Raw genomic sequence first — 26,404 nt, 5'->3', positions numbered from 1 at the left:
GGAGGCCTTGGTCAGCTCCTGCCGGTGGCTCCTGCCGGTCAGCCCCTCCCGGTCAGCCCTGGCCGGTCAGTCCCTGCCGGTCAGTCCTTGTCGGTCAGTCCGGCAGCTGGAGGATCGGGAAGCTGCCGGTGTTCGTCGGGGCGTGCTCGGGAAGCCACAGGACGGCGACCGCGCCGCCCGAGCTGCCGCCCGGGGCGGTGACGGCGCCTCCGGGGGCCGCGTTGCGGAAGGTGAGGCGCGCGCCGAGGACGCGGGCCTGGCCGGCCGCGATCGTCAGGCCGAGGCCGTGGCCGTGGCCGGCCCGGTCGCTCGCGCCCGTACGGAACCGGCTCGGGCCCTCGCGCAGCAGCTCCTCGGGGAAGCCGGGGCCGTGGTCGCGTACCCGTACGACACGGCCCTCGACGGTGACCTCGACCGGCGGCTTGCCGTGCTTGGCGGCGTTGGCCAGCAGATTGCCCAGGATGCGTTCGAGGCGTCGCGGATCGGTGCTGACCCACGATTCGTGGACCACGTGGATCACCGTCTCCGGGTCCAACGCGGTGACCCGGCGGCTGACGAACTCGCCGAGCGCGATCTCCTGGAGCTCGGCCCGCTCCGACGCGCTGTCGAGCCGGGCCACCTCCAGCACGTCCTCGACGAGCGTGCGCATGGCCTGGGCCCGGTCGCGTACCAGCTCGCTGGGGCGGCCGGGCGGCAGCAGCTCCGCCGCGGTGAGCAGCCCGGTCACCGGTGTGCGCAGCTCGTGCGCGATGTCCGCGGTGACGCGGCGCTCCGCCTCGATGCGGGCGTTCAGCTCGTCGGTCAGCGCGTCCACGGCCCGTGCCAGGTCGTCGGTCTCGTCGCGGACGAGCCCGCCGATGGCCTGCCGGACCCGTACGTCCGTGTTGCCCTGGGCGACGTTGCCGGCCGCGGCGGCGGCCCTGCGCAGCCTGCGCGAGAGCTGACCGCCGATGAGCACCCCGAGCGCGGACCCGGCGAGGACCACGGACACCGAGCCGATGATCAGGGCCCGGTCGAGGTCCTTCATGATCGCGGCGCTGCGGTCGGCGAACCGGCCGTGCAGCGAGAGCACGTCGCCGTTGCTGAGCGGCACCGCCGCCCAGATGTCGGGCGCGCCGGTGTGATGCTCCTGGACGTACGTGGCCTGACGCCCGTCCGCGAGCAGCGCCTTCAGCTGGCGGGGCAGGGCGGGGTCGTTGACCTTGGTGCCCCAGCCCCACTTGGGTTCGGCCGCCTTCGGCTTCGCGGTCTCGTGCATCCGCTGGGCCCACAGCAGCCGGTTCATCTGCAGATCGCGCGCGTTCTCGAGCATCGAGACCCGGGCGGCGTTGTGGACGACCAGACTCAGCGCGAACGCGATCAGGGCGCCCACGGACGCGATCGCGATGCTGATCTTCCAGCGGACACCCGTGCGCAGGGCGAGACGCTTCATGCCTTGAGCTTGTAGCCGAAGCCGCGGACCGTCTCGATCCGGTCCTGGCCGATCTTCGTACGCAGCCGCTGCACATGGACGTCGACGACGCGGGTGTCGCCGCCCCAGCCGTACTCCCAGACCCGCTCCAGCAGCTTGTCGCGCGACAGCACCGTGCCGGGCGCGGAGGAGAACTCCAGCAGCAGCCGCATCTCCGTCGGCGTCAGCCCGACCGGCGCCCCGGCCCGGCGGACCTCCATGCCCTCCGTGTCGACCTCCAGGTCGCCGAAGGTCAGCAGGCCGCTGTCGGCCGCCCGGCCCGGCTCGCCGAGCTCGCCCGCCACCCCGCCCGCGTGTCCGAAGCGCCGCAGCACCGCGCGGATCCGGGCGACCAGCACCGCGCCGTCGAACGGCTTGGTGACGTAGTCGTCGGCGCCCGCCTCCAGACCGAGCACGACGTCGATCGAGTCCGCGCGCGCCGACAGCATGATCACGGGCACCGTGGACTCGTCCCGGATACGGCGGCACAGACTGACCCCGTCCAGGCCCGGCAGCATCACGTCGAGCAGCGCGATGTCCGGCCGGTCCGCGCGGAACGCCTCAAGACCGGCGAGGCCGTCGGGCATCGCGGTGACCGCGAAGCCGTCGCGCTCGAGCGCGAGCTGGGTGGCCTCGCGGATGACGTCGTCGTCCTCGACGAACAGGACATGTGTCTCGGCCATCCGGCTGTACTCCGCTGCTCTCTCTGTCTCTGCGCTGTCTGCTGTCGGTGATCGGTCTTCAGCTCTCGCCCGGTGAGGCGGGCTGGGGCTCCTCGACGACATCGCCGTCGACGACCCTGCTGTACTCGTTCTCCACCCGGTCGTACTCGGTGAACTTGTTCGCCGACCACCGGTACGTGGTCACGATCTCGCCGGAGGGGTACGAGACCGGGTCGCCCTTCGCGTACACCTGCTGGGTCACGACCAGATCGCCGCGGTCGATCGTCGAATAGACCGCGGGCGCCTCGACCGCGAAGACATTCTTGTAGGTGTCGTCGACCCGGCGGTAGACGTACGTGCCGATGCCCACCGCGTCTCCGCACGTCATCACATTGACCACGACATCGTGCGCCGGGCCGTCCGTGAGATTCCCGTAGGACGTGTCGATGGGGTAGGCGTCCTGCGCGCACGGCTTCAGGTCGGCCTTCACCTGCTTGCTGACCTTCGGGTCCCCCAGGACCAGCCGGGCCGCGTCGACCTTCTTGACCGGGGCCGACGTGGTGGAGGGCGTGACGGGCGGGGGTGTCCGCGCCACCGTGTCCGTACGGGCCGGTCCCTCGTCCCGGGTGCCCGTGCCCCCGGTCGAGCAACCGACCGCGAGCAGCCCGAAGGCGGCGAGCCCGGCCATCGCCGTGCCACTCGCCGCCCATGGGCCCATGCCTCCGGCGGCGGTCCTGCCGCCTCCGGGGTTGCTGCCGCCTCTGCTCAGGCCGCGCACCGCTCCCGCCCCCGTTCCTCACCACGTATGTGCGTACGGTCCGCACGCTGCCTCGGGACGACCGCGCCCGTCAGGCTGCGGCCCGCGAGGCCGCGACCCTCCAGCTCACGGCTCTCCAGCTCCTGGCGGAGCCGGGCGAGGGCCCGGTGCAGCGTGCTCTTCACCGTACCTGTCGACATGCCGAGCGCGGCGGCCGTCTCCTCCGTGCTCATCTGCTCCCAGTGCCGCAGCACCACGACACTGCGCTGCTTGGGCGCGAGCACCTTGAGTATGTCCATGAGCAGGGCCCGGTCCGCGTGCTGCTCGGTGGCGTCCTCGACGATCGATTCGGGCAGCTGCTCGGTCGGGACCTCTTCCAGCTTGCGCGCACGCCACCACTCGGTGCGCGTGTTGATCATGACGCGGCGGAGGTACGCGTCGGCCAGCGACTTGTCGGCTATGCCGTCCCAGCGGCCGTACGTACGGACCAGCGCCGTCTGGAGCAGGTCCTGGGCGTCGACGGGGTCGGGGACCAGGCGCCGGGCGCTGCGCAGCAGGGCCTCCTGCCGTGTGCGTACGTACTCCTCGAATTCGAGCACCTCGCCGTGCGCCATTCCAACCGCCTCCGTCCCCGTGTCAACCCCGTGACAAGCTGTGCGTTTCCGTGGTCTTCCTTGCGGACAAGAACCTACGGAGCTGTTGTCACGGGGCTGTGCGGGTCAGCCGTCGGAGGGCGCACGGCCATCCATCGGTTGTGTAACAGCGCCGGAATTCCAGCGAATCTCAGGTTTGAGGCAACCGGAACCTGTCATTCTCCAGCGGTTCGACCAAACCGTCCGCAACGAGACCATCCAGGGCACGGTCCCGCTGCACCGGCTCGTCCCACACCCGCTCCAGGGCCGAGCGCGGCACCGGCGTCACGGCGTCCCGCAGCACGGCGAGGAGCTTGCCGCGCACCTGGCGGTCCGTGCCCGCGTACGTCTGGCCGCGCCTCGGCGGCCCGTCGTGCGCGGGCTTCCCGGCCAGCCGCCAGGCGCACACCCCGGCGACCGGGCACCGCGCGCAGTCCTCGTTACGAGCGGTGCAGACGAGCGCGCCGAGCTCCATCGAGGCGGCCGCCCAGCGCGCCGCCGTCGCCTCGTCCTCGGGCAGCAGCGCGCGGGCCAGCCGGCGCTCGGCGGCGGTCGTCGCGTTCGGCGGGTACTGGATGCCGCCGGCGGCGCGGGCGAACACACGGCGGACGTTGGTGTCGAGCACCGCGTGCCGCTGCCCGTACGCGAACGAGGCGACCGCCGCCGCGGTGTACTCGCCGATCCCGGGCAGCGCGAGGAGCTGCGCGTGCTCGCGCGGTACGTCGCCGCCGTGCCGCTCCGTTATCGCCACCGCCGCCCCGTGCAGCCGCAGCGCCCGGCGGGGATAGCCGAGGCGGCCCCAGGCGCGCACCGCCTCGCCGGACGCCTCGGCGGCCAGATCGGCGGGGCGCGGCCAGCGGGCCAGCCACTGTTCGTACACCGGGAGCACCCGGCTGACCGGGGTCTGCTGCAGCATGAACTCGCTGACCATCACGCCCCAGGCGCCTGCCTCGGGGCGGCGCCAGGGGAGATCGCGGGCGTGCTGGTCGAACCAGGCGAGGACGGGGCCGTGGAGGTCGCTGGGGCCACGGGCAGGCGTGCGGACGGTCGGGTCGGCGGGAACGTCGGACGCGGGGGAGGGGATGTCGGTCGCAGTCATGGCACCTCCGATCCTGGCATGTTCAGGGCCGGGCTCGGCGTATGCGCTCCGTGACGTCACCGGGGCCGACGAGCGCGCGGGCGAGCGGTGACCTGCTCGTGCGCACGGCCCCGACCAGGGCGGCGGCGGGCCGTTCCCCCGCCCGTACGAGCACCACCGCGACGGCCGCGCCCAGCAGCAGGCCCACGGCCACGTCGTGCGGATAGTGGACCCCGACGAAGACCCGCGAGAACGCCATCAGCAGCGCCATGGGCACGGTGAGCCACGCGATCCCCGTCCGGGGTCGAGGCCGGGGCGGGGGCCGGGGCCGGGTCCTGTGCCCCGTTCCCGACGGGGTGCCGGGCCGCGTCCCCGACCGGGTCCGGGCCCCCGTCCCCCACCGGGTGCCGGGCCGCGTCCCGGCCTCGACCCCGGTCGTACGAGCACGAGTGCGACGGCCGCCGCACCGGCGATGGTGGCGTGGTTGCTGGGGAACGACCAGTCGCCCGTGGGCGGACACGGCACGAGCGACGCGACGGCGCTCGCGACCGCGCGGCACGGACGCTCCTCGTCCACCAGCGACTTCAGGGACTCGCTGCACACATAGGCCGCCGCGGTCGCGAGCGGCGCGAGCACGGCCGTCGCCAGCGCTCGCGTGCTGTCGGCACGCGCCCGCCACCAGGCGACGACGAACAGCACCCCGAACACCAGCAGCCCTGCCTCCGTCCAGAGTTCGGCGAGCTGCTGGACCCAATGAGGCGTGTTACGGGCGAAGTCGGTGACGTCCAGGTAGATGTCGGTGCTCATGGTGAGGGACCGTAGGTGCGAGGCATGGAGCATCACATGTGGCGATCGGCCACCATCACCCCTGACGAAAGTGGGGGGTTGACCGGCTTGGCCGGGTTGGGCCCGCTCCGCGCGGGATGATGATCGTCAGAAGTCGGTGAGCCCAGGCGGCGGGTGGGGCGGGAGTTGCCGCCGATCTCTCGTACAGTTCGGTACGTGGGATCTCTGCGCAATCCGGTCGGGCCGCTTCCCTCCTCCATCTACTGGCGACGGAGGGCAATCGCGCTGTCCTTGCTCGCGCTGCTCGCGGTCGTGGCCGTGTGGATGCTGCTCACTTCCGGTGGCGGCGGAGGAGTGGGCAAGGCCGGGGACGACGCTAAGGCGGGCGAGGCGCCGCCGACCGATGTCATCACGCCCGGACCCGACCCCTCCGGTCCCGCGATCAGCGAACGCCCCGGCGGACGCGACGAGTCGGAGGACCCCGGCGACAGCGACGGAGCCGGAGGCGGTGGCCAGGTCGGTGGTACGAGCACCGGGGCCGACGCGGGCGGCAACGAAGGCGGCAAGAACGGCGACCCGGGCGCGAGCGGCGCGGTGAACGGCGGCGGCGGGAGCGCCGGCCAGCGGGTCCCGGCCGGATCTCTCCTGCCCAACTGCACTCCGGGAGCCCTGCAGTTGGCGCTGCGCAGCATCGGTGACCCGTACGGGCCGGGGGAGCGGCCCCGCTTCCAGCTCGCCGCGAAGAACACGTCGTCCGTCACCTGCAAGGCCGACTTCGGCCCGAAGGCCGCGGTGTTGACCATCAGCGACAGCGCCGGCAAGGCGGTGTGGTCGTCGAGCGACTGCCCGCGCGACGGCGGCAGCCTGCTGCTGAGGGTCCCGGCGGGCGCGACGATCACGCACACGGTCGACTGGGACCGCAGCCGCAGCGCCCCCCAGTGCGCCACCCCAGCACCCACCCAGCTCCCGCCCGGCCGCTACCGCGTCGCGACCACCTTCCCCGGCACGACCGTGCCCCCGGAGTCGTTCAGCCTGCAGCGGGCGTAGGCCGGCGGCTTCTTCTCCCCGCGCCTCCCCGAACTGGGGGCAAGCCCCCAGGCCCCCTTTGCGGGGGCTCCGCCCCCGGACCCCCGCCGGGGCTCTGCCCCGTACCCCGCGCCTCAATCTCCCCCTACGCCCTAGCGGGTGTGGGGGGACCCCCAGCGGCGCTCCTTTGGGGCCCGTCCGGCGTTTGAGGACACGGCCGAAGGCCGTACGGGGGTCTGGGGGCTTGCCCCCCAGTTCGGGAAGGGGCGGGGCGGGGAGAAGAAGTCCCCGCCGCAGGCGCCCTGCGCGCCCCAGCCCGGACACCACCGCGCCGCGCTCCCCGAACCCCGTACGGGACCCGGGGCGGGCGAAGCCCCCAGCGGCACGCGCCCGCGCGTGGAGCCGGCGTACGGCTCCCGCCCCCGCGAGATCAGACGTAGCGCTCCAGGATCGACGACTCCGCCAGCCGCGACAGCCCCTCCCGTACGCTGCGCGCACGCGCCTCGCCGACGCCGTCGACCGTCTGGAGGTCGTCGACGCTCGCGGCGAGCAGCTTCTGCAGGCCGCCGAAGTGCTCGACGAGCCGCTCGATGATCGCCCCGGGCAGCCGCGGCACCTTCGCCAGCAGCCGGTAACCACGAGGCGAGACCGCGGAGTCGAGCGTCTCGGGCGATCCGCTGTAGCCCAACGCCCGTGCCACGATGGGCAGTTCCAGCAGCTCCGCGTGCGTCAGCGCGTTCAGCTCGATGAGGGCCTCGTCGACCGTACGGGACCGCTTCGCCGTCGGCTCGGGGACGTAGTCCCGGATGACCAACTCCCGCTCGGGCTCCACGCCCGCGATCAGCTCGTCCAGCTGGAGGGCGAGGAGCCGCCCGTCGGTGCCGAGCTCCACCACGTACTCGGCGATCTCCGTGGCGATCCGGCGGACCATCTCCAGGCGCTGCGCCACCGCCGTGACGTCGCGGACCGTCACCAGGTCCTCGATCTCCAGCGCGGAGAGTGTCCCGGCGACCTCGTCCAGCCGCAGCTTGTAGCGCTCGAGCGTCGCCAGCGCCTGGTTGGCCCGGGACAGGATCGCCGCGGACTCCTCCAGGACCCGCCGCTCCCCGTCCACGTACAGCGCGATCAGCCGCATCGACTGCGATACGGACACGACCGGGAAGCCGCACTGCTTGGAGACCCGGTCCGCGGTGCGGTGCCGGGTGCCGGTCTCCTCGGTCGGGATGGACGCGTCCGGGACCAGCTGAACGCCCGCCCGGAGGATCTTGGTGATGTCCTTGTCGATGATGAGCGCGCCGTCGAGCTTGCACAGCTCACGCAGCCGCGTCGCGGTGAACTCCACGTCCAGGACGAAGCCGCCCGTGCACATCGATTCGACCGTTTTGTCCATGCCGAGGACGATCAGGCCTCCGGTGTTGCCCCGGAGGATGCGCTCCAGGCCGTCGCGCAGGGCGGTGCCCGGGGCGACCGCACTGAGAGAGGCGCGCATCAGCGCTTCCGTGCCGGATCCCCCGGAGCCTCCGCCGGACTTTCCGGGAGCTGCTGCCCGGTCGTTGGCTGCCACTGCACTCCTCCGGCTCGTACGGATGGGCGAGACCAGGGAAAAGTCTACCGGCGCGCGTCCTCGCCCCGTGGGGCCTCTGTCCTACGCCCGCGCGGGAGCACCCTCAGCGCGTCCCCCATGTCGGCGACTTCCGTGACCTTCATACCGGCCGGGACCTTCCCCGGGTCGGACGGCACCAGCGCGTGGGTGAAGCCCAGCCGGTGCGCCTCGGCAAGCCTGCGCTGGACGCCCGTGACCCGCCTCACCTCGCCCGCGAGACCGACCTCGCCGATCGCGACCAGGTTCTTCGGCAGCGGGGTGTCACTGGCCGCGGAGGCGAGCGCGAGGGCGATCGCCAGGTCCGCGGCGGGCTCGGAGAGCTTCACACCGCCGACCGTCGCGCTGTAGATGTCCCGCTTGCCCAGGGCGCTGATCCGGCCGCGCTGCTCCAGCACGGCCAGCATCATCGACACCCGGGAGGTCTCCAGGCCCGAGGTCGTACGCCGGGGCGAGGGGATCTGCGAGTCGACGGTCAGCGCCTGCACCTCGGCGACGAGCGGCCGGCGGCCCTCCAGCGTCACCGTGAGGCACGTGCCGGGGACCGGCTCGTCCCGCCGGGTCAGGAACAGCCCGCTGGGGTCGGCGAGCCCGACGATGCCCTCGTCGTGCAGCTCGAAGCAGCCGACCTCGTCCGTCGCCCCGTAACGGTTCTTGACGCCCCGTACGAGCCGCAGGCGCGCATGCCGGTCGCCCTCGAAGTGCAGCACGACGTCGACGAGGTGCTCCAGCAGCCGGGGCCCCGCGATCGCGCCGTCCTTGGTGACATGGCCCACCAGCAGCGTGGACATCCCGCGCTCCTTGGACGCGCGGATCAGCGCGCCCGCGACCTCGCGGACCTGCGCCATGCCGCCGGGCGCCCCGTCGATCTCGGGGGAGGCCACGGTCTGCACCGAGTCCAGGATCAGCAGCGAGGGCTTGACCGCGTCGAGATGTCCGAGGACGGCGGAGAGGTCGGTCTCGGCGGCCAGATAGAGATGGTCGCTCAGCGCGTTGATCCGGTCCGCGCGCAGGCGGACCTGGCTCGCCGACTCCTCGCCCGTGACGTACAACGTGCGGTGGTCGTCGCTCGCGGCCTTCGCCGCGACGTCCAGCAGGAGGGTGGACTTGCCGACGCCCGGCTCGCCCGCGAGCAGCACGACCGCCCCCGGCACCAGCCCGCCGCCGAGCACCCGGTCCAGCTCGTCGACGCCCGTGCTGCGGGCGGTGGCCTGCCGGCCGTCGACCTGGCCGATGGGCACCGCGGCGTTGGTGACCCGGCCGGCGGCGGTGGTACGGATCGCGGGCGCGCCGTACTCCTCGACCGTCCCCCAGGCCTGGCACTCGGGGCAGCGACCGAGCCACTTGGCGGTCGTCCAGCCGCACTCGGTGCAGCGGTAGGACGGCCGGTCCTTCGCGGTTTTCGTACGGGCAGCCATGTACGAACCGTATCGGCACCCACTGACAACCGTGTCCGCGGCGGGAATCGCGGGCCATCGCGGGCCCCTGTCCCCTTTTGGGGGATACGTTCACCCGTAAGGATTAAATGCGTCCAAGCGGTGCGAACGGTATGCCCGGCTCTGCCTACGGTCGCCGGGTGACGAGCAGCAGGCTGGAGCCCCCCACGCACACCACCGGCGCACACCGGGCGAACCGCCGTGCGCCCCGGCCTGCCGGGATGAGGCCCACTCTCGGGCAGACGCCGCCCGCGCGGTACGAGGCGCATCTGGACGGGCTGTTCACGTACTGCCTCTCCGTGCTCTGCGACCACGACGCGGCGACCGCCGCGCTCGGCGACGTACTGGCCGTCTCCGAGAGGCAGTTCGCGCGCTGTCCCGCCGATGAGGCCGGGCGCAGGGCGTGGCTGTACGCGCTGGCGCGCTGGGCCTGTCTGCGCGCTCTCGCCGAGCGGCGGCGCAACCGGCAGGGGGCGCACGGCCGAGGGGCGCACGGCCAGGGCGCGCACGGCCAGGGCGCGCACAGTGCCCGTCCGCCCGCCGTCTCCGGAGGAGCCTCGCGCGTCTCCGAGGAGGCCCCACGCGTCCCTGCCGATGTCCTGGAGCGGCAGCGTGCCGAACTGGCCCGGCTGGCCTGGCCTGAGGCGGCCGGCACCACCCCCGAGCAGCGCGAGGCGCTGGAGCTCGCGGTGCGCCACCAGCTCGGCCCGCGCGAGGTCGCCGCCGTCCTCGGCATGCCGCCCGCCGCCGCGCGCGAGCTGCTGGCCTCCGCCGCCTGTGAGGTGGAGCGCACGAGCGCCGCCCTCGCCGTCGTGGAGAAGGGCAACTGCCCGTCGGTCGCCCGGCTCGCCGGTGACCATCAGGTACTGCTCTCCGCCACACTGCGCCGCGAGCTCGTCCGGCACGTGGACGACTGTCCGCGCTGCCGTCGCGCCGCCGAGCGCGTCCAGGCCGCGGGGCCCTGGCCCGGCTCGGCCGTCACTCCCGCCAGGCTGCCCCTCGTACCGGCGCCGCGGGCCGCCGCGTACGTGGCGATGCTGCACGCCCCTCGGACGCGTGCGGGGGCGCCGCGCTTCGGGCGGGACGGGTTCCCCATGGACCCCAAGGACCACGCGGCCCGGCGCGACCGGCTGCGCGCCCGCGCGCTCACCACGACCGTCGTCGCCACGGTCGTCGCCGCGCCCGTGCTCGCGCTCTGGGCGGCGTACCGGGGCGCCCCGCTGACCGGCGAGGGCCACGGCGGCGCCTCGGTCTCCGCCGGTGAGGCGGGGGAGCCGCACGGCCTGGAGGGCGGCCCCTACGGCCCCTACGGCCCGTACGACCACTACGAGAACGCGGGGAACGCCCGCACCGAACCCGACCCCCCGGCTACCGCCGGCGGCCCCTCGCCCGCGATCTCCGTCGAGGTCGTCAGCCCCGGCCTGCCGCCCGGTTCGCCCTCGGCCCCCGGCCATCCGGGTTCCGCGGCGCCACCGGGGCAGGCCGGCCCCGGTCGGCTCACCGTCTCGGCGCAGCCCTCCGGCTCCGGCGACACCACGATGATCACGCTGACGGCGACGGGCGGGGCAGCCGTGGCGTGGACGCTGTGGACCGACGCCCCCTGGCTCTACGCCGACGTCACCTCCGGCACGCTGCACCCAGGCGAGACCGTCACGGTGTACGTCTCCGTGGACCACTCCGCCGAACCGGCCGGTGCCTGGAGCGCGCGGGTGGGCGTGGACCCGTCCGGCGCGGTGCTGGAGATCGACGGCCACGGCGCGACGCCGCCCCCGTCGCCGTCCGAGCCGACCCCGACACCGACGCCCACCCCTACGGAACCCGAGCCGTCCACGGACCCGAGCCCACTGCCCCCGCCTTCGTCCCCCTCCGTGCCCACGTCCGAGGACCCCGGCACGTCGCCCTGACGAAGCGTTTCTCCCGAGCCGCGCTCAAGCCCTACCTGAGCCACGGCCCACGGCCTACGGCTCACAGCCCACGGCCTACGCCGGATCCGCCGGATCCGCCGGGTGCGGCGCCACCAACGGCAGCTGACTGGCAAGACGGGCCTCGCACAGCCCCACCAGTACGTCGTACGCCTGCTTGCCCATCAGCTCGGTCAGCTCGGGCCGGTACGTCACGTACACCGGCTCACCCGCCCCGTGTGCCGATGTCGCCGACGTGCACCACCAGTGCAGATCGTGCCCGCCCGGACCCCAGCCCCTGCGGTCGTACTCGCCGATCGAGACCTGGAGCACCCGGGTGTCGTCCGGCCGGTCGATCCACTCGTACGTCCGCCGCACCGGCAGCTGCCAGCACACATCGGGCTTCGTCTCCAGCGGCTCCCGGCCCTCGCGCAGCGCCAGGATGTGCAGCGAGCACCCCGCGCCCCCGGCGAACCCGGGACGGTTCTGGAAGATGCAGGAGCCCTTCCAGCGGCGCGTCTGACGGTCGCCGTCCTCGTCGAGCTCCACCCAGCCCGACTCGCTGCCCACGTCGTGGAACTGCCACAGCTCCGGAGTGAGACGTGCCACATGCTCCGCGACCCGCTTCTCGTCGTCCTCGTCCGAGAAGTGCGCTCCGAGCGTGCAGCAGCCGTCGTCCGCCCGCCCCGCCTGGATGCCCTGGCAGCCGCTGCCGAAGATGCACGTCCAGCGCGAGGTGAGCCAGGTCAGGTCGCAGCGGAAGACCTGTTCCTCGTCGGCGGGATCCGGGAACTCCACCCACGCGCGCGGAAAGTCCAGCCCCTTCTCGTCCGCCTCATCAGCCCTGGCGGAGGAACGGGAGGGTGCGGGCTTCTTCGAACCGGCTTTGTCCGGCTTCGCCTTTTTCGTCTTTGGCACGAGTCAAGGGTATGCGCGTGGCCGAGTTAGCGTTCCGTACATGAGACTCGGAGTCCTCGACGTCGGTTCGAACACGGTGCACCTGCTGGTGGTGGACGCCCACCCCGGTGCCAGGCCGCTGCCCGCCCACTCGCACAAGGCCGAGCTGCGCCTCGCCGAACTCCTCGACGAGGACGGAGCGATCGGCCCCGAAGGCGTCGACCGGCTCATCGCGACCGTCGTCGACGCGCAGCAGGCCGCCGAGGACAAGGGCTGCGAGGAGGTGCTCCCGTTCGCGACCTCCGCCGTGCGCGAGGCCACCAACGCCGACGACGTACTGGCCCGGGTCAAGGCAGTCACCGGAGTCGATCTCCAGGTCCTCAGCGGCGCGGAGGAGGCCCGGCTCACCTTCCTCGCCGCCCGCCGCTGGTTCGGCTGGTCCGCGGGAAGGCTGCTGGTCCTCGACATCGGCGGCGGCTCGCTGGAGATCGCGTACGGCATCGACGAGGAGCCCGACGCGGCCGTCAGCCTGCCGCTCGGCGCGGGCCGGCTGACCGGCGCCATGCTGCCCGGCGACCCGCCCGACCCGCAGGACGTACGGGCGCTGCGCCGCCACGTGCGGGCGAGCATCGCCCGTACGGTCCACGAGTTCAGCCGCTTCGGGAAGCCCGACCACATCGTCGCCACCTCCAAGACCTTCAAGCAGCTGGCGCGCATCGCGGGCGCCGCGCGCTCCGGCGACGGCCTGTACGTGCAGCGCACCCTGAGCCACACCTCACTGGAGGAGTGGGTGCCCAAGCTCGCCGCCATGAACACCGCCCAGCGCGCCACGCTGCCCGGTGTCTCCGAGGGACGTGCGGGGCAGCTGGTGGCCGGAGCGCTGGTCGCGGAGGGTGCGATGGACCTGTTCGGCGTCGACGAGCTGGAGATCTGCCCCTGGGCGCTGCGCGAGGGCGTGATCCTGCGCCGCCTCGACCACCTGCCCAACGGCTGAGCCGACGGCTGATGATGCCTGCGCGCAAGGCCCGTACGCTGTCCCTCGTGGCAGAACCAGTGGTGCGCATCCCGGATGCGAAGGTCGCCCTGTCGACGGCTTCCGTCTATCCGGAGTCGACGGCTACGGCCTTCGAGATCGCCGCGCGCCTCGGCTACGACGGGGTCGAGGTCATGGTGTGGACCGACCCCGTCAGCCAGGACATCGAGGCGCTGCGCAGGCTCTCCGACTACCACGAGGTGCCGATCCTGGCGGTCCACGCGCCCTGTTTGCTGATCACCCAGCGCGTGTGGTCCAGCGACCCGTGGGTGAAGCTGCAGCGGGCGCAGTCGGCCGCCGAGAAGCTCGGGGCGTCGACCGTCGTCGTCCATCCGCCGTTCCGCTGGCAGCGGCAGTACGCCCGCGACTTCGTCTCCGGCATCTGGCGCATGGCGAACGAGACGGACGTCCGCTTCGCCGTCGAGAACATGTACCCGTGGCGCTACCGGGACCGCGAGATGCTCGCGTACGCCCCGGACTGGGACGTCACCAAGGAGGACTACCGGCACTTCACGGTCGACCTCTCGCACACGGCGACGTCCCGTGTCGACACCATGGCGATGGTCGACCGGATGGGAGACCGGCTCGGGCACGTGCACCTCGCCGACGGCAAGGGCTCGGCGAAGGACGAGCACCTGGTGCCGGGGCGCGGCGACCAGCCGTGCGCCGAGCTGCTGGAGCGGCTCGCCCGCACCGGGTTCGACGGCCATGTCGTCATCGAGGTCAACACGCGGCGGGCGATGTCCGCGGCCGAACGCGAGGCCGACCTCGCCGAGGCGCTGGCCTTCACCCGGCTCCACCTCGCGTCGGCGGCCCGGACCACGGGTTCATGACGAACGGCCCCGCTGCCCCCAGGAGGCGCGGCCGCCCCTCCCGCGCCCAGGCGGAGACCGGCCCCGGCGCCCGCGAACGCATCCTGGAGGCGGCCCGTACGGAATTCGCCGAACGCGGCTACGACAAGACGTCGGTACGTGGCATCGCCAAGGCGGCGGGCGTCGACCCGGCGCTCGTACACCACTACTTCGGTACGAAGGACGAGGTCTTCGCGGCCGCCATCGAGGTCTCCTTCGAGCCCGCCCTCGCCATCCCGGTGATCCTCGGAGCGGGTACGGAGGACATCGGCGAACGGCTGGCCCGTTACTTCCTCGGTGTCTGGGAGAACCCGGCGACCCGCGCCCCGCTGCTGGCGGTCATCCGCTCGGCGCTGACGTACGAGGCGGCGGCGAAGGTGCTGCGCGGCTTCGTGCTGCGGCGGCTGCTGGAGCGGGTGGCGGCGGATCTCGACGTACCGAACCCGACGTTCCGCGCGGAGCTGGCGGCCTCGCACATGGTCGGCATCGCGATCCTCCGTTACGTGATCAAGGCGGAGCCGCTGGCCTCGGTGGACACGGAGGAGATCGTGGCGCTCGTCGCGCCGACGCTTCAGCGGTACTTGACGGAAGCCTGACCGAGGGGCCTGGCGGGGACCGGCCGACGGACCCTGCCCGGGGACCGGCCGACGGGCTTTCCCGGGGCCCGTCCGGGGCCTGTCCCGGCCTCGCCGAAGGGCCCGTCCGGCGCTGACCGAAAGGCGGACCCCCGTCCCGTATTCCGGACGTGGCGTCCAGATCTTGGAGTCGAGGCGTACGCTCGAATCAGCCACAACTGCCTGAAGGAGCGAGCGACGATGCCCGAGCTGAGGTCCCGCACAGTCACCCACGGCCGCAACATGGCGGGCGCCCGCGCCCTTATGCGGGCGTCGGGCGTAGCGAGCGAGGACATCGGGAAGCCGATCATCGCCGTCGCCAACTCCTTCACCGAGTTCGTCCCGGGCCACACGCACCTCGCCCCGGTCGGCCGGATCGTCTCCGACGCCATCCGCGCGGCCGGCGCCGTCCCGCGCGAGTTCAACACCATCGCGGTCGACGACGGCATCGCCATGGGCCACGCCGGAATGCTCTACTCCCTGCCCTCCCGCGACCTGATCGCGGACAGCGTGGAGTACATGGTCGAGGCGCACTGCGCCGACGCCCTGATCTGCATCTCCAACTGCGACAAGATCACCCCCGGCATGCTCATGGCCGCCATGCGCCTGAACATCCCGGCGATCTTCGTCTCCGGCGGCCCGATGGAGGCCGGCCAGGCCACCCTCGTCGACGGCACCGTCCGCAAGCTCGACCTGATCGACGCGATGGTCGACGCGTCCAACGAGAACGTGTCGGACGAGGACGTCCTCCGCATCGAGGAGAACGCCTGCCCGACCTGCGGCTCCTGTTCCGGCATGTTCACCGCCAACTCGATGAACTGCCTTGCCGAGGCCATCGGCCTCGCCCTCCCCGGCAACGGCTCGGTTCTCGCCACCCACACCGCCCGCAAGGCCCTGTACGAGAACGCGGGCCGTACGGTCGTCGAGATCACCAAGCGCTACTACGAGCAGGGCGACGAATCCGTCCTGCCGCGCAACATCGCCACCCGCGAGGCCTTCGAGAACGCCATGGCCCTCGACATCGCCATGGGCGGCTCGACCAACACGATCCTGCACCTGCTCGCCGCCGCCCAGGAGGCCGAGCTCGACTACGACCTCAAGGACATCGACGCCGTCTCGCGCCGCGTCCCCTGCCTGGCCAAGGTCGCGCCGAACGTCGCTCCTGGTGGCACGTACTACATGGAGGACGTCCACCGGGCCGGCGGCATCCCCGCCATCCTCGGTGAGCTCTACCGCGGCGGGATGCTGAACGAGGACGTGAACACCGTCCACTCCTCCTCGCTCGCCGAGTGGATCAAGACCTGGGACGTCCGCGGAGGCTCCCCCTCCGCCGAGGCTGTCGAGCTCTGGCACGCGGCCCCCGGCTGTGTCCGCTCCGCGACCGCCTTCTCGCAGTCCGAGCGCTGGGAATCCCTCGACCTGGACGCGGAGAACGGCTGCATCCGCTCCGTCGAGCACGCCTACTCCAAGGACGGCGGCCTCGCCGTCCTGAAGGGCAACCTGGCCGTCGACGGTTGCGTCGTGAAGACAGCCGGTGTCGACGAGTCGATCTGGACCTTCGAGGGCCCGGCCGTCGTGTGCGAGTCGCAGGACGAGGCCGTCGAGAAGATCCTCACCAAGCAGGTCAAGGACGGCGACGTCGTCGTCATCCGCTACGAGGGACCGCGCGGCGGCCCCGGCATGCAGGAGATGCTCTACCCGACGTCCTTCCTCAAGGGCCGTGGTCTGGGCAAGACCTGCGCCCTGGTGACGGACGGCCGCTTCTCCGGCGGTACGTCGGGCCTCTCGATCGGCCACGCCTCCCCGGAAGCCGCCTCCGGTGGCACGATCGCCCTCGTCGAGGACGGCGACCTGATCCGCATCGACATCCCCAACCGCTCCATCGAACTCGTCGTCGACGACGCCACCCTGACCGCCCGCCGCGAGGCCCTGGGCGGCGTGTACGCGCCGAAGAACCGCGAACGCAAGGTCTCGGCGGCGCTGAAGGCGTACGCGGCGATGGCGACGAGCGCGGACAAGGGCGCGGTGCGGGACGTGTCGAAGCTGGGCTGAGGCCTGGTGGGGTGGCCTGGGGGCTCGACGGCCCCAGGCCCCTGTACGGCGGCCCTCCGCTGCGTTTCCCAGCCCCGCCGTCGTTTGCGTTCAGCCCTGCCGGCGATCGAGACGCGGGGTCCGGGACAGCGGCCCCGGATCATTCAGCCTCGCCGGCGTTTGAGGCGCGGGGTCCGGGGCGGAGCCCCAGTTCGGGAAGGGGCGGGTAGGGGAAAAAGCCCCGCAGGGCCACCGTCCCGCACCCTACGCACCCCGGGGCCACGCCACCCCACCACGCCCCCAGGGCCACGCCACCCCACCACCGCCCCCGGGGCCAGACCACCTCACCAGCGCCCCGGCTCCCGCCCGTCCACGGCGAACACGGACCCGTCCGGCGCGGTCGCGAACACCTTGCCGCCGACCACGACGGGCGCCGGCAGCCTGGGCGCGTACGCGGAACGCCCCGCACTCATCCGGGGCTTCGTCTGCCCGAGCACCTCACCCCGCTCGGCGTCCACCGCCACCAGCCGCCCGTCCGCCCCGCTCAGATAGACCCGCCCGTCATCGACGACGGGCCGCGACGCGGGGGACACGTACGTCTCCACCCGCCACCGCTGCTCCCCGCCGGCCGTGTCGATCGCTAGCAGCGAGCCCGCCGCGCCGACCACGTACACCATGGAGCCCGCCGCCTCGGCCTGCGCCTGGTCGACGTCGACGGGCAGCTCGACGCGCCGCACCTCGCGGGTGGCCGTGTCCAGACGTACGACAGCGGTCGCGAATCCGTCGGCGTCGCCCGCCAGCAGGAACAGGGATCCGTCCGACGCCGCCCGCACCGGTGTCAGCAACCCGCTCAGGCGCTTCTCCCACCGCACATCGCCGCTCTCGGCGGAGACCGCCCGGACGATCGTGCTCGCGCCGTCGGCCTGCGGCGTGACGGCGTACGCGGTGCTCCCCGAGGCATCCGCCGCCTCCGCAGCCCCCGGTCCCACAGACCCGGCCGACCCCGCAGACCCACTCGCCCCTGCCGACTCGGTCGGTCCCGCCGACCCCACCGCCCACAGGGTCCCCGTCCCGCCGTGCCTCTTCCGCCACCGCTCCTCGCCGGAAGCGCTGTGGAGCGCCTGTACGGCCCCATCCGCGCCGATCAGCAGCACGGAGTCGCGCCCGTGACCGACCGTCGTGTGCGAGCCGATGTCGACGCCCCACCGCGTGGCACCCGATTCCGGGTCCAGCGCTTCGAGCCGCTTGCCTCCGCCGCCCGCCGTGGTGACGTTGACGTGCAGCAGGCCGCCGGACAGCACCGGGGCGCTGCCGTCGTACCCGGTCCCGGCGCTCCCGGCGCTCCCGGCGGTGCTGCGTGACCACAGCGGTTTGCCGTCGGCCGTGTCCAGGCGGGTGGCCATGACCCCCGGCGCGGAGCAGTACAGCGACTCGCCGGAGGAGGAGCAGACGGGCGTCCGGTGCGTGCTGCCGGTCTGCGCGAGCGTGGCCTGCCAGGGGGCGAAGGGCCGCGCCGCGCCGGGCGCGGTACCGGCGGGGCGGCCGCTGTCGTCCGACGCGGCGCGGACTCCGGCGTACGCGCCCACGAGCAGTGCGGCCACGGCGACGCCGATGACGGCCTTGCGTACGCCGCGCCGCCGCCCGACCGCGGCCCCAGCCCCAGTCTCCGCCCCGGCCCCAGCCTTGGCCCTGCCTCGCGAGCCGCCCCCCGACCTCGCCCCGGCCTCCTCCTCCTTCTCCGGTCCTCCCGGTGCCGCGCCCCCGGGCCCCTGCTCCCCGAGAGCCCCCCGCTGCAGCGGTATGAACGCCGTCGCCACATCCCCCGCCGGCGCCCGCAGCTCGGCCATCACCTCGCCCGGCGTCGGCCGGTCCTCGGGCTGCTTGGCCAGGCAACGGGCCAGCAGCGGCGCGAGTTCCGCGGGGACCCCTGCCAGATCCGGCTCGTTGTGCACGACCTGGTACGCCACGATGTACGGGCTGTCGGAGTCGAACGGACCCCGCCCGGTGGCCGCGTGCACCAGGACCGCGCCCATCGCGAAAACATCGGCGGCCGGGCCGACATCGCGCGGCCGCTGGAACTGCTCGGGCGCCATGAACGGCGGCGTGCCGATCAGCTTCCCCGTCTCCGTGCGCAGATCGCTGTCCGACGGGCGCGAGATGCCGAAGTCGATGACCTTCGGGCCATCGGCCGCCAGCAGCACGTTGCTCGGCTTGAGATCGCGGTGGACGACACCCGCGCGGTGGATGTCGCGCAGCGCCTCGGCCAGCCCCGAGCCCACCCTGCGCAGCTCGTCGACGCCCAACGGGCCATTCCGCTTGACGCGTTCGGAGAGGGTCGGGCCATCGATGAACAACGTCGCCATCCACGGCCGCGCGGCCTCGGGATCGGCGTCGACGACAGGCGCGGTGAACGCACCGCTCACCCTGCGGGCAGCGGCCACCTCCTGCCGGAAACGGGCCCTGAACTCGGGCTCCGTCGCGTGCTCCGCATGCACGACCTTGACCGCGAGGCGCAACCCCGAGGCGGACGTGGCCAGATGGACGACGCCCATGCCGCCCGAGCCCAGGCACTCCTCAAGGCGGTACTGCCCCGCGTGTTCTGCGTGCTCCGAATGTTCCGCTTCCGGGACCGGCCCGGTGCTGCGCGGCGGTGACATCGCCCACCCCCGTGTTCTTTGTCCGCAAGCGCGACTCACGGAGCCTAGTCGATGGTTCGTACGAGACCGCAGCGGCTTGCTAGCCTGCGCGCCGCACTGCTTTCGGACAAACGGGGGAGGCCCGCAATGGCCATCGAAGAAGCACCACAGACGACGGACGAGCTCGCGGCCGCGTCGGTCGAGCCGCGCGCGGCCCGGCGGTATCCGGTCGCCCCGGGCGTGCGGCTGAACGTCCGCAGCGGCCCGGGCACCAACTACATGCTCATCAGGGTGCTGACGTACGGCGCCCGGGTGCCGATCAACTGCCAGTCCCCGGGGGAAAGGGTCACCGGCCCGTACGGGACCACGAACCTCTGGGACAACATCGGCAACGGTGAGTTCGTCTCCGACGCGTTCGTGAACACCGGCAGCGACGGCTACGTCGCCGTGCGCTGCGCCTGACCGCACCGCCCCGCTCGCGGGGATAATCGACCCCGTGAGCGAGAACCACGAAGCACCCAGCGACGGCGGCACCGGCGGCGAACCCGGTGCCACCACCGGTGGCACCGCCCGCACCGGTCCGCGCCCCGAAACGATCCGCTTCTTCGGCACGACGTGGGTCGGCCACGACGGCGGCTACGCCTGGCGCCGTGCCGCCGTCGCCATCGGCTCGCTCGCCGCCGCCGCCGGCGGCTGTCTCGTCCTCCGGCTCGCCTACCAGGGGCTGGAGACCGCCAAGGCCGGCGGCTTCGTCAACAGCCTGGTGATCGTCATGTTCGCGATCTGCAGCGCCATCGCCTTCCGCAAGACCTGGGAGGGCTTCACCCGCCGCCCCGCGGACCCCGGCCGCGAGGAATCCCTCCGGAGCCTGAAGGCGATCGGCTTCATCGGCTCGCTCCTCGCCTACTTCGTCCGCTCGCTCACCGAGGCCCCGGGCGAGGAGCTGCTGCGCACGGAGTACGAGACCGCCGTCGCCCAGTACGAGAAGCGCCGCACCACCCGCACCGGCAACCCGGCGGGCAGGAAGAAGAAGCCCAAGCGCCGCTGACCGCCACATTCCGTGCCTCCTGAGGACAGACACGAAGCAGGAGCATGAGCAGGCCGGTTCGTCGACGCGGCGGGGGGCTTCGCGTTAACGGTGCATGTGGGCGGATCACCGAGACCGACGCGGTCATGAGCCCCGGCAAACGGACAACGGCCGCGTCCTCCCGTACGACCGCCTGGTCCACGCCCTCGGCAGCCGCACCGCGCCCGCCGTCGAGCGCGCTCACACCGCCGAGTCCGCCGCCTCGCACAAACGCCTCGGGCGCGGCCCCGGCTCCCTCGCCGTCGCGGGTGGGGGGGGGCTCCCTCAGCAGCGAACTCGCCGCCTCGGCCGGTACCCGCACGACTTCTTGACGCGTACCCACCCCCGGAGCATTATTCATCGCATGGTGAATAATGCTCCGGGGGGCGCCGCGGGCGTCGCAAGCCCCGCCATCCACGCCCGCGACCTCACCGCCGTACGAGGCAACCGCACCGTCCTCCGCAACCTCACCTTCGACGTCCCGCCCGGCCAGATCACCGGACTCCTCGGCCCCTCCGGCTGCGGCAAGTCGACCCTCATGCGCGCCGTCGTCGGCACCCAGGCCAAAGTCACCGGCACCCTCGAAGTCCTCGGCCGCCCCGCGGGCAACGCCTCCCTCCGCTCCCGAATCGGCTACGTCACCCAAGCCCCCTCCGTCTACGACGACCTGACCGTCCGGCAGAATCTCGACTACTTCGCCGCGATCCTCGACCCCGGCCGCGCCGCCGCCGATCGCCGCCACCAGCACGTCACCCGGGCGATCGCCGATGTCGACCTCGGCACCCACGCCGACGCCCTCGCAGGCAAGCTCTCCGGCGGACAACGCAACCGCGTCTCCCTCGCCGTCGCCCTCCTCGGCACCCCGGAGCTGCTCGTCCTCGATGAACCCACCGTCGGCCTCGACCCGGTCCTCCGCCGCGACCTGTGGGACCTCTTCCACCGCATCGCCGCCGACCGGGGCACCACGATCCTCGTCTCCTCCCACGTCATGGACGAAGCCGAACGCTGCCACCGCCTCCTGCTCCTGCGCGAGGGCGAACTCCTCGCCGACGACACCCCCGACGCGCTGCGCCGCCGCAACGACACCGCCACCGTCGAAGACGCCTTCCTCCACCTCGTCGACACGGCCAACGCTCTCCAGGAGCCCGCCCGATGAACGCCGCCCGCACGCTCGCCACCGCCGCCCGCGTCCTGCGCCAGCTGTGCCACGACCCCCGCTCGATCGCCCTGATGCTCCTCGTGCCGTGCGTGATGCTCTTCCTGCTGCGCTACGTCTTCGACGGCAGCCCGCGCACCTTCGACGGCATCGGCGCGTCACTGCTCGGCATCTTCCCGCTCATCACCATGTTCCTGATCACCTCGATCGCCACCCTGCGCGAACGCACCTCCGGCACCCTGGAACGCCTGCTCGCCATGCCGCTGGGCAAGGTCGACCTGATCGCCGGCTACGCCCTCGCCTTCGGACTGCTCGCGATCATCCAGTCCGCCCTCGCCACCGGCCTCGCGGTCTGGTTCCTGGGGCTCGACGTCATCGGCTCCCCCTGGCTGCTCCTCCTCGTCGCCCTGCTGGACGCGCTGCTCGGCACCGCCCTCGGCCTGTTCGTCTCCGCCTTCGCCGCCTCCGAATTCCAGGCGGTCCAGTTCATGCCGGCCGTGATCTTCCCCCAGCTCCTGCTCTGCGGCCTGTTCACCGCCCGGGACGCCATGCACCCGGTCCTCGAAGGCATCTCGAACGTCCTGCCCATGTCGTACGCCGTCGACGGCATGGACGAAGTCCTCCGCCATACCGACGTCACCGCCGACTTCATCCGCGACGCCCTCATCGTCGCCTCATGCGCCCTCCTCGTCCTCGCCCTCGGCGCGGCCACCCTCCGCCGCCGCACCACATGACCGCGCCTCGGACACCACCGACACCTCAGCTCCCGCGATGGAAGGATGGCCACGTACAGCGCACATCCCCACCGACGAGGTGACCCGCATGACCCAGACAGTCGCCGTCCTCGGCACCGGCAAGATCGGCGAGGCCCTGCTGAGCGGCATGATCCGGGCCGGCTGGCCCGCCTCCGCCCTCCTGGTCACCGCGCGCCGCGCCGAGCGGGCCGAGGAGCTCCACGCCCGCTACGGCGTCGAGGCGGTCACCAACGCCGACGCGGCCAAGCGCGCCGACACCCTCATCCTCGCCGTCAAGCCCCAGGACATGGGCAAGCTCCTCGACGAGCTCGCCACCCACGTCACCGCCGACCGGCTCGTCATCAGCGCCGCGGCCGGAATCACCACGGCGACCATCGAGGACCGCCTCACCCCCAACACTCCCGTTGTCCGTGTCATGCCCAACACCCCCGTCCTCGTCGACGAAGGCATGTCCGTCATCTCCGCCGGCAGCCACGCCACCGCCGAGCACCTCGCCCACACCGAGGAGATCTTCGGCGCGGTCGGCAAGACCCTGCGCGTCCCCGAGTCCCAGCAGGACGCCGCCACCGCTCTCTCCGGCTCCGGCCCGGCCTACTTCTACTTCCTCGTCGAAGCCATGACCGACGCCGGCATCCTCCTCGGCCTGCCCCGTGCCCAGGCCCATGACCTGATCGTCCAGGCCGCCATCGGTGCCGCCGTCATGCTCCGCGACTCCGGGGAACACCCGGTGAAGCTCCGCGAAGCAGTCACCTCTCCGGCCGGCACCACCATCAGCGCGATCCGCGAACTCGAGAACCACGGTGTGCGCGCCGCCCTCATCGCCGCCCTGGAGGCCGCCCGCGACCGCAGTCGTGAGCTCGCCTCCGGCAACGGCTGATCACCCCTTGGCCGCAGTGACCAGCTCCTGAGCCGTCACGACCTCGGCGAACCCACCGCCGTGCAGTGACACGGCGGTGGCCCGCGCCAGCTCATCAGCGGTCGCCGTCCATCCGAACGGCCCAGTCAGATCGAACGTGTGCGTCGCGTCGAGCGCGAAGAACACCTCGAACCCAAGGTTCCCGCCCATCCGCGCGGTGGTTTCCACGCACATGTTGGTCTGGATCCCGGCCACCACGATCTGCCGCACGCCCTGCTCCCCGAACCACTCCCGCAGATCCGGCGTCCCGTAGAACGCCGAGTTCACGGCCTTGGTCACCAGCAGCTCGGCCCCGCTGCCCTTCCCCCTCCGTTCCTCCACGTACTCCTTGAAGTCGTTCCCCCGGTACCCCGGCCGCAGCGGCGACTGGGGGCTCGACGAGTCATGTCGTACGAAGACGACCGGCCTGCCGCTCTCCTGCCACGCATCGATCAGCGAGGCGATGTTCGCGTCCGCCTCCGGATTGTTCCGAAGCCCCCAGAAGTCCTCCTCCTCGAACCCCTTCTGTACATCGACGACGACCAGCGCTGCGTTCTCTGCGATCTCCATGTGCACGATGCTGTCGCCCGGGGGCCGACCACCACAGAGGGCCAGAAGCCAGCGTTCGATGGTTTACTGCCACCATGTCGGCTCCGTCAGCAGCCCAGCGGATCGCACTCCTCTCCTTTCCCGGCATCCGAGCCTTCGACGTCTCCGTCATCACCGAGGTCTGGGGCGTCGACCGCACCGATCGCGGTGTGCCCCCCTTCGAACTCCACCGCACCGGCGTCGGTCGAACCCCCATTCCTATGCGCGGCGGCCTCAGCCTCACCCCCGACCGCACACTCAGCTGGCTCACCGGCGCCGACCTGATCGTCGTCCCAGGCCTCGACGACCACCTCAGCCCCGCACCACCACCAGTGCTCGACGCCCTCCGCCGTGCCCACACCCAGGGAACCCCGATCGCCTCTCTCTGCGGGGGAGCCTTCACACTTGCCCAGGCCGGCCTGCTCGACGGCCGCCGCGCGATCACCCACTGGAACCTCATCCACCTCTTCCGCGAGCACCACCCCCAGGTCAGCGTCGTGCCCGACGCCCTCTTCCTCCACGACGCCAACATCTGGACCTCCGCGGGCACGGCCGCCGGCATCGATCTGTGTCTCCACCTCGTCCGCATCACCCACGGCGCCGAAGCGGCCGCAACCATCGCCCGCTCGATGGTCACGGCGCCCTTCCGCACCGGCACCCAGGCGCAATTCATCGAGCACCCCACCCCACGCGCCGACCGGGACGCAGACACTCTCGCCGCCATCCGCGACTACGCCCTCAACCACCTCGCGGAACCCCACAGCGTGGCCTCACTCGCCGCCCGCGCGGGTATGTCCCCCCGCTCCTTCGCCCGACACTTCCAGGCCACCACCGGCACCACTCCCCTCCACTGGCTCATCACCCAGCGAGTCGCCGCCGCTCAGAAACTCCTTGAACTCACCGATCACCCCATCCCGGAAGTCGCCCGCCGCACGGGCTTCGGCAGCGAGGTGACCATGCGCCAGCACTTCTCCACTCACCTCGCCACCAGCCCGCGCGACTACCGCGCCGCCTTCCGTCAGCCTGCCGGAAGCAGCCCGATCGCCTGATAGGCGCGATCCACCAGAGGCCGAGCCATGTCCCGTGCGCGCCGGGCCCCCGACCTCAGCACTTCATCCACATACGCCGGATCGGCCGCCAGCTCCGCGTGCCGCTCCCGCACCGGCCTCAGCAGCTCCACCACCGCCTCGGCCGTGTCCTTCTTCAACGCGCCGTACGACTGATATACACCGGCCAGCGCTTCGGGGTTCCCGTTCTCGCACGCGGACAGAATGTCGAGCAGATTCGCCACCCCCGGACTGCCCGCCCGGTCGTACTCGACGCCCTGCCCGCTGTCCGTCACGGCCCGCATGATCTTCCGGCGGACCACATCCGCGTCATCGAGCAGATAGATGATTCCTGCCCCGGACTCATGGGACTTCCCCATCTTCGAGCCGGGCTCCTGCAGATCCATCACCCGAGCCGCGACCTTCGGGTGCGTCGCTTTCGGCACGGTGAAGGTGTGCCCGTAACGCTGGTTGAACCGCACTGCCAGGTCCCTGGTCAGCTCGACATGCTGCGTCTGGTCGTCACCCACCGGCACCTCGTCCGTCCCGTAGGCCAGGATGTCCGCGGCCATGAGCACGGGATACGTCAGCAACGACAGCCGCACACTCTCGCCGGCGGCCCGCGCACGCGTCCCCTTCTCCTTGTACTGGACCATCCGACGGACCTCGCCGTCCGTTGCCAGGCACTCGAGCAGGTACGAGAGCCGGGCGTGCTCATCCACGTGGCTCTGCACGAAGAGCGTGCATCGCTCAGGATCCAGCCCCGCCGCGAGCAGGAGCGTCGCGGCCTGCCGACTGAGCCTGCGCACGCGCGCCGGCTCGTGCTCAACGGTCAGCGCATGCAGATCCACCACGCTGAAGAGCGCGTCCGCCTTGTGCTGGTCCGCCTCCACCCACCGCCGCACAGCCCCGAGGTAGTTCCCCAGCGTCAGATGTCCGGTCGGCTTGACCCCGCTGAAGATTCGCGTCATCTCTTCTTCTCCCTGTCCGGTCCAGTCGGAGCCGCCACCACCGGCGACCGAGCTCCCGGAGGGAGATACGCGAACGGCCGCCGAGGCGGCGGCCGTTAAGTGCACGTGTGTCTGCCGGCCGCCGTCAGGCGGCCCACCACTGAAGGATGCACGCGTGCGTAGTCATGTACCGGAGGCTACCCGGCCTGCCCCCGGGTTGACATGAGATTCACCGATCCGTAGTGTTCTCCGAGTTGTCCGACGTGAGCGCCGACTCCGGTCGGTCCCCGGACAGCCATTCCGCAAGAACCACTCCAAGCGAGCGACGCTCAGTCGCGCCGCTTTCCGTGCGCTTTTGCGAAATGAGGAATCCGCGTTCGAGCGAGCGCAACCCGATTAGCGTCGGAGACCAGGATTCCGCTAAAGTCTCACTCGTCGGAACGGCCCAACAGCCGCAAAGACACCCCCCTCTGACTGGGAATCAGGCCCGAAAGGATCTGATAGAGTCGGAACCGCCGGAAAGGGAAACGCGAAAGCGAAGAACAGCCCGGCAGCCCG

Annotated in this window: 25 protein-coding genes; 12 read left to right on the top strand and 13 right to left on the bottom strand. The window is 72.1% G+C overall.

Translation table 11 applies throughout. From position 1 onward, the window contains the following. Nucleotides 1-94: 94 nt before the first annotated feature. The 7 genes from cseC to ABT342_RS12350 form a co-directional block, all read right to left on the bottom strand. Entirely contained in the window at nt 95-1,432 is a 1,338-nt protein-coding gene (cseC, locus tag ABT342_RS12380; protein ID WP_351571097.1) for a two-component system sensor histidine kinase CseC, read from the bottom strand. Further along, nucleotides 1,429-2,133 (bottom strand): two-component system response regulator CseB, encoded by a 705-nt coding sequence (cseB, locus tag ABT342_RS12375; protein ID WP_351571094.1) that lies wholly within the window; start codon nt 2,131-2,133, stop codon nt 1,429-1,431. The genes cseC and cseB overlap by 4 nt, the downstream gene beginning before the upstream one ends. A 58-nt stretch (nt 2,134-2,191) precedes the next feature. Then, nucleotides 2,192-2,830: a hypothetical protein gene (locus tag ABT342_RS12370; protein WP_351571091.1), complete on the bottom strand. Its 639-nt coding sequence runs from the start codon at nt 2,828-2,830 to the stop codon at nt 2,192-2,194. 47 nt (nt 2,831-2,877) lie between these two features. Continuing rightward, on the bottom strand, nt 2,878-3,483 hold the full coding sequence (locus ABT342_RS12365) for a SigE family RNA polymerase sigma factor (RefSeq protein ID WP_351571088.1): 606 nt from the start codon (nt 3,481-3,483) through the stop codon (nt 2,878-2,880). A 169-nt stretch (nt 3,484-3,652) separates the two neighbouring features. After that, complete coding sequence (locus ABT342_RS12360) at nt 3,653-4,600, bottom strand: iron-sulfur binding domain-containing protein (RefSeq protein WP_351571085.1); 948 nt, start codon at nt 4,598-4,600, stop codon at nt 3,653-3,655. 22 nt (nt 4,601-4,622) lie between these two features. Continuing rightward, on the bottom strand, nt 4,623-4,850 hold the full coding sequence (locus ABT342_RS12355; protein WP_502965519.1) for a phosphatase PAP2 family protein: 228 nt from the start codon (nt 4,848-4,850) through the stop codon (nt 4,623-4,625). Next, entirely contained in the window at nt 4,838-5,386 is a 549-nt protein-coding gene (locus ABT342_RS12350; RefSeq protein WP_351571082.1) for a phosphatase PAP2 family protein, read from the bottom strand. The genes ABT342_RS12355 and ABT342_RS12350 overlap by 13 nt, the downstream gene beginning before the upstream one ends. Nucleotides 5,387-5,581: 195 nt before the next feature. On the opposite strand from ABT342_RS12350, the gene ABT342_RS12345 reads away from it, so the two are divergent. Then, the gene (locus ABT342_RS12345) at nt 5,582-6,412 is read left to right on the top strand and encodes a hypothetical protein (RefSeq protein WP_351571079.1); all 831 of its coding nucleotides are present in this window, start codon (nt 5,582-5,584) and stop codon (nt 6,410-6,412) included. Between the two features lie 409 nt (nt 6,413-6,821). Here ABT342_RS12345 and disA read toward each other — a convergent pair whose 3' ends face one another. Both disA and radA read right to left on the bottom strand, forming a co-directional pair. Beyond that, nucleotides 6,822-7,955: a DNA integrity scanning diadenylate cyclase DisA gene (disA, locus tag ABT342_RS12340; protein ID WP_351571076.1), complete on the bottom strand. Its 1,134-nt coding sequence runs from the start codon at nt 7,953-7,955 to the stop codon at nt 6,822-6,824. Nucleotides 7,956-7,999: 44 nt separating this feature from the next. Then, nucleotides 8,000-9,409, bottom strand: coding sequence for a DNA repair protein RadA (radA, locus tag ABT342_RS12335; RefSeq protein ID WP_351571073.1), 1,410 nt, complete (start codon nt 9,407-9,409; stop codon nt 8,000-8,002). A 158-nt stretch (nt 9,410-9,567) separates the two neighbouring features. On the opposite strand from radA, the gene ABT342_RS12330 reads away from it, so the two are divergent. After that, on the top strand, nt 9,568-11,331 hold the full coding sequence (locus ABT342_RS12330) for a BACON domain-containing protein (protein ID WP_502965518.1): 1,764 nt from the start codon (nt 9,568-9,570) through the stop codon (nt 11,329-11,331). A 75-nt stretch (nt 11,332-11,406) separates the two neighbouring features. On the opposite strand, the gene ABT342_RS12325 is transcribed toward ABT342_RS12330, so the two are convergent. Next, a complete protein-coding gene (locus ABT342_RS12325) occupies nt 11,407-12,246 on the bottom strand; it encodes a DUF3109 family protein (RefSeq protein WP_351571067.1) in 840 nt (279 codons plus the stop codon). A gap of 40 nt (nt 12,247-12,286) precedes the next feature. On the opposite strand from ABT342_RS12325, the gene ABT342_RS12320 reads away from it, so the two are divergent. The 4 genes from ABT342_RS12320 to ilvD all read left to right on the top strand — a co-directional run bounded on the left by ABT342_RS12320 (nt 12,287) and on the right by ilvD (nt 16,775). Beyond that, nucleotides 12,287-13,219 carry a Ppx/GppA family phosphatase gene (locus tag ABT342_RS12320; RefSeq protein ID WP_351571064.1) on the top strand — a complete coding sequence of 311 codons (933 nt, stop codon included), beginning with the start codon at nt 12,287-12,289 and terminating at the stop codon, nt 13,217-13,219. A 47-nt stretch (nt 13,220-13,266) separates the two neighbouring features. Further along, entirely contained in the window at nt 13,267-14,091 is an 825-nt protein-coding gene (locus ABT342_RS12315) for a sugar phosphate isomerase/epimerase family protein (RefSeq protein ID WP_351571061.1), read from the top strand. Next, complete coding sequence (locus ABT342_RS12310; protein ID WP_351571058.1) at nt 14,088-14,705, top strand: TetR/AcrR family transcriptional regulator; 618 nt, start codon at nt 14,088-14,090, stop codon at nt 14,703-14,705. Before ABT342_RS12315 ends, ABT342_RS12310 begins: the two co-directional genes overlap by 4 nt. Before the next feature lie 219 nt (nt 14,706-14,924). After that, entirely contained in the window at nt 14,925-16,775 is a 1,851-nt protein-coding gene (gene ilvD / locus ABT342_RS12305) for a dihydroxy-acid dehydratase (protein WP_351571055.1), read from the top strand. A 323-nt stretch (nt 16,776-17,098) separates the two neighbouring features. Here the strand turns inward: ilvD and ABT342_RS12300 are convergent, their stop codons facing one another. Beyond that, nucleotides 17,099-19,411, bottom strand: a complete 2,313-nt coding sequence (locus ABT342_RS12300; protein ID WP_351571053.1) for a protein kinase domain-containing protein — start codon at nt 19,409-19,411, stop codon at nt 17,099-17,101. Between the two features lie 126 nt (nt 19,412-19,537). Here ABT342_RS12300 and ABT342_RS12295 point away from each other — a divergent pair, with 126 nt between their 5' ends. From ABT342_RS12295 to proC, 5 genes are all read left to right on the top strand, one after another. Further along, nucleotides 19,538-19,852 (top strand): peptidase, encoded by a 315-nt coding sequence (locus tag ABT342_RS12295; protein WP_351571050.1) that lies wholly within the window; start codon nt 19,538-19,540, stop codon nt 19,850-19,852. Nucleotides 19,853-19,886: 34 nt separating this feature from the next. Continuing rightward, nucleotides 19,887-20,438, top strand: a complete 552-nt coding sequence (locus tag ABT342_RS12290; protein ID WP_502965517.1) for a hypothetical protein — start codon at nt 19,887-19,889, stop codon at nt 20,436-20,438. Between the two features lie 382 nt (nt 20,439-20,820). Then, nucleotides 20,821-21,612: an ABC transporter ATP-binding protein gene (locus ABT342_RS12285; RefSeq protein ID WP_351571047.1), complete on the top strand. Its 792-nt coding sequence runs from the start codon at nt 20,821-20,823 to the stop codon at nt 21,610-21,612. Continuing rightward, nucleotides 21,609-22,346 (top strand): ABC transporter permease, encoded by a 738-nt coding sequence (locus tag ABT342_RS12280; protein ID WP_351571045.1) that lies wholly within the window; start codon nt 21,609-21,611, stop codon nt 22,344-22,346. The genes ABT342_RS12285 and ABT342_RS12280 overlap by 4 nt, the downstream gene beginning before the upstream one ends. A gap of 88 nt (nt 22,347-22,434) precedes the next feature. After that, nucleotides 22,435-23,244 (top strand): pyrroline-5-carboxylate reductase, encoded by an 810-nt coding sequence (gene proC / locus ABT342_RS12275; protein ID WP_351571042.1) that lies wholly within the window; start codon nt 22,435-22,437, stop codon nt 23,242-23,244. On the opposite strand, the gene ABT342_RS12270 is transcribed toward proC, so the two are convergent. Further along, nucleotides 23,245-23,832 carry a cysteine hydrolase family protein gene (locus ABT342_RS12270; RefSeq protein WP_351571039.1) on the bottom strand — a complete coding sequence of 196 codons (588 nt, stop codon included), beginning with the start codon at nt 23,830-23,832 and terminating at the stop codon, nt 23,245-23,247. Nucleotides 23,833-23,906: 74 nt separating this feature from the next. Between ABT342_RS12270 and ABT342_RS12265 the strand changes: the two genes are divergently transcribed. Continuing rightward, nucleotides 23,907-24,899, top strand: a complete 993-nt coding sequence (locus ABT342_RS12265) for a GlxA family transcriptional regulator (protein WP_351571036.1) — start codon at nt 23,907-23,909, stop codon at nt 24,897-24,899. Here the strand turns inward: ABT342_RS12265 and trpS are convergent. After that, on the bottom strand, nt 24,869-25,867 hold the full coding sequence (trpS, locus tag ABT342_RS12260; protein ID WP_351571033.1) for a tryptophan--tRNA ligase: 999 nt from the start codon (nt 25,865-25,867) through the stop codon (nt 24,869-24,871). The genes ABT342_RS12265 and trpS overlap by 31 nt on opposite strands. Nucleotides 25,868-26,404: the final 537 nt, after the last annotated feature.

The sequence above is a fragment of the Streptomyces sp. NPDC000410 genome (assembly GCF_040300305.1).
Classification (GTDB): Bacteria; Actinomycetota; Actinomycetes; order Streptomycetales; family Streptomycetaceae; genus Streptomyces.
The sequence above is the reverse complement of the archived record's forward strand: the minus strand, read 5'-3'. Positions and strand labels throughout refer to the sequence as shown.

Coding starts and splice junctions, on each gene's coding strand:
- ABT342_RS12350 (WP_351571082.1), bottom strand. CDS start 5,386: ATGAGCACCGACATCTACCTGGACGTCACCGACTTCGCCCGTAACACG.
- ABT342_RS12300 (WP_351571053.1), bottom strand. CDS start 19,411: ATGTCACCGCCGCGCAGCACCGGGCCGGTCCCGGAAGCGGAACATTCG.
- ABT342_RS12370 (WP_351571091.1), bottom strand. CDS start 2,830: ATGGGCCCATGGGCGGCGAGTGGCACGGCGATGGCCGGGCTCGCCGCC.
- ABT342_RS12270 (WP_351571039.1), bottom strand. CDS start 23,832: ATGGAGATCGCAGAGAACGCAGCGCTGGTCGTCGTCGATGTACAGAAG.
- radA (WP_351571073.1), bottom strand. CDS start 9,409: ATGGCTGCCCGTACGAAAACCGCGAAGGACCGGCCGTCCTACCGCTGC.
- ABT342_RS12310 (WP_351571058.1), top strand. CDS start 14,088: ATGACGAACGGCCCCGCTGCCCCCAGGAGGCGCGGCCGCCCCTCCCGC.
- ABT342_RS12295 (WP_351571050.1), top strand. CDS start 19,538: ATGGCCATCGAAGAAGCACCACAGACGACGGACGAGCTCGCGGCCGCG.
- ABT342_RS12265 (WP_351571036.1), top strand. CDS start 23,907: ATGTCGGCTCCGTCAGCAGCCCAGCGGATCGCACTCCTCTCCTTTCCC.
- ABT342_RS12280 (WP_351571045.1), top strand. CDS start 21,609: ATGAACGCCGCCCGCACGCTCGCCACCGCCGCCCGCGTCCTGCGCCAG.
- ABT342_RS12320 (WP_351571064.1), top strand. CDS start 12,287: ATGAGACTCGGAGTCCTCGACGTCGGTTCGAACACGGTGCACCTGCTG.
- ABT342_RS12285 (WP_351571047.1), top strand. CDS start 20,821: ATGGTGAATAATGCTCCGGGGGGCGCCGCGGGCGTCGCAAGCCCCGCC.
- proC (WP_351571042.1), top strand. CDS start 22,435: ATGACCCAGACAGTCGCCGTCCTCGGCACCGGCAAGATCGGCGAGGCC.
- ABT342_RS12365 (WP_351571088.1), bottom strand. CDS start 3,483: ATGGCGCACGGCGAGGTGCTCGAATTCGAGGAGTACGTACGCACACGG.
- cseC (WP_351571097.1), bottom strand. CDS start 1,432: ATGAAGCGTCTCGCCCTGCGCACGGGTGTCCGCTGGAAGATCAGCATC.
- ABT342_RS12360 (WP_351571085.1), bottom strand. CDS start 4,600: ATGACTGCGACCGACATCCCCTCCCCCGCGTCCGACGTTCCCGCCGAC.
- ABT342_RS12355 (WP_502965519.1), bottom strand. CDS start 4,850: ATGGCGCTGCTGATGGCGTTCTCGCGGGTCTTCGTCGGGGTCCACTAT.
- ilvD (WP_351571055.1), top strand. CDS start 14,925: ATGCCCGAGCTGAGGTCCCGCACAGTCACCCACGGCCGCAACATGGCG.
- cseB (WP_351571094.1), bottom strand. CDS start 2,133: ATGGCCGAGACACATGTCCTGTTCGTCGAGGACGACGACGTCATCCGC.
- trpS (WP_351571033.1), bottom strand. CDS start 25,867: ATGACGCGAATCTTCAGCGGGGTCAAGCCGACCGGACATCTGACGCTG.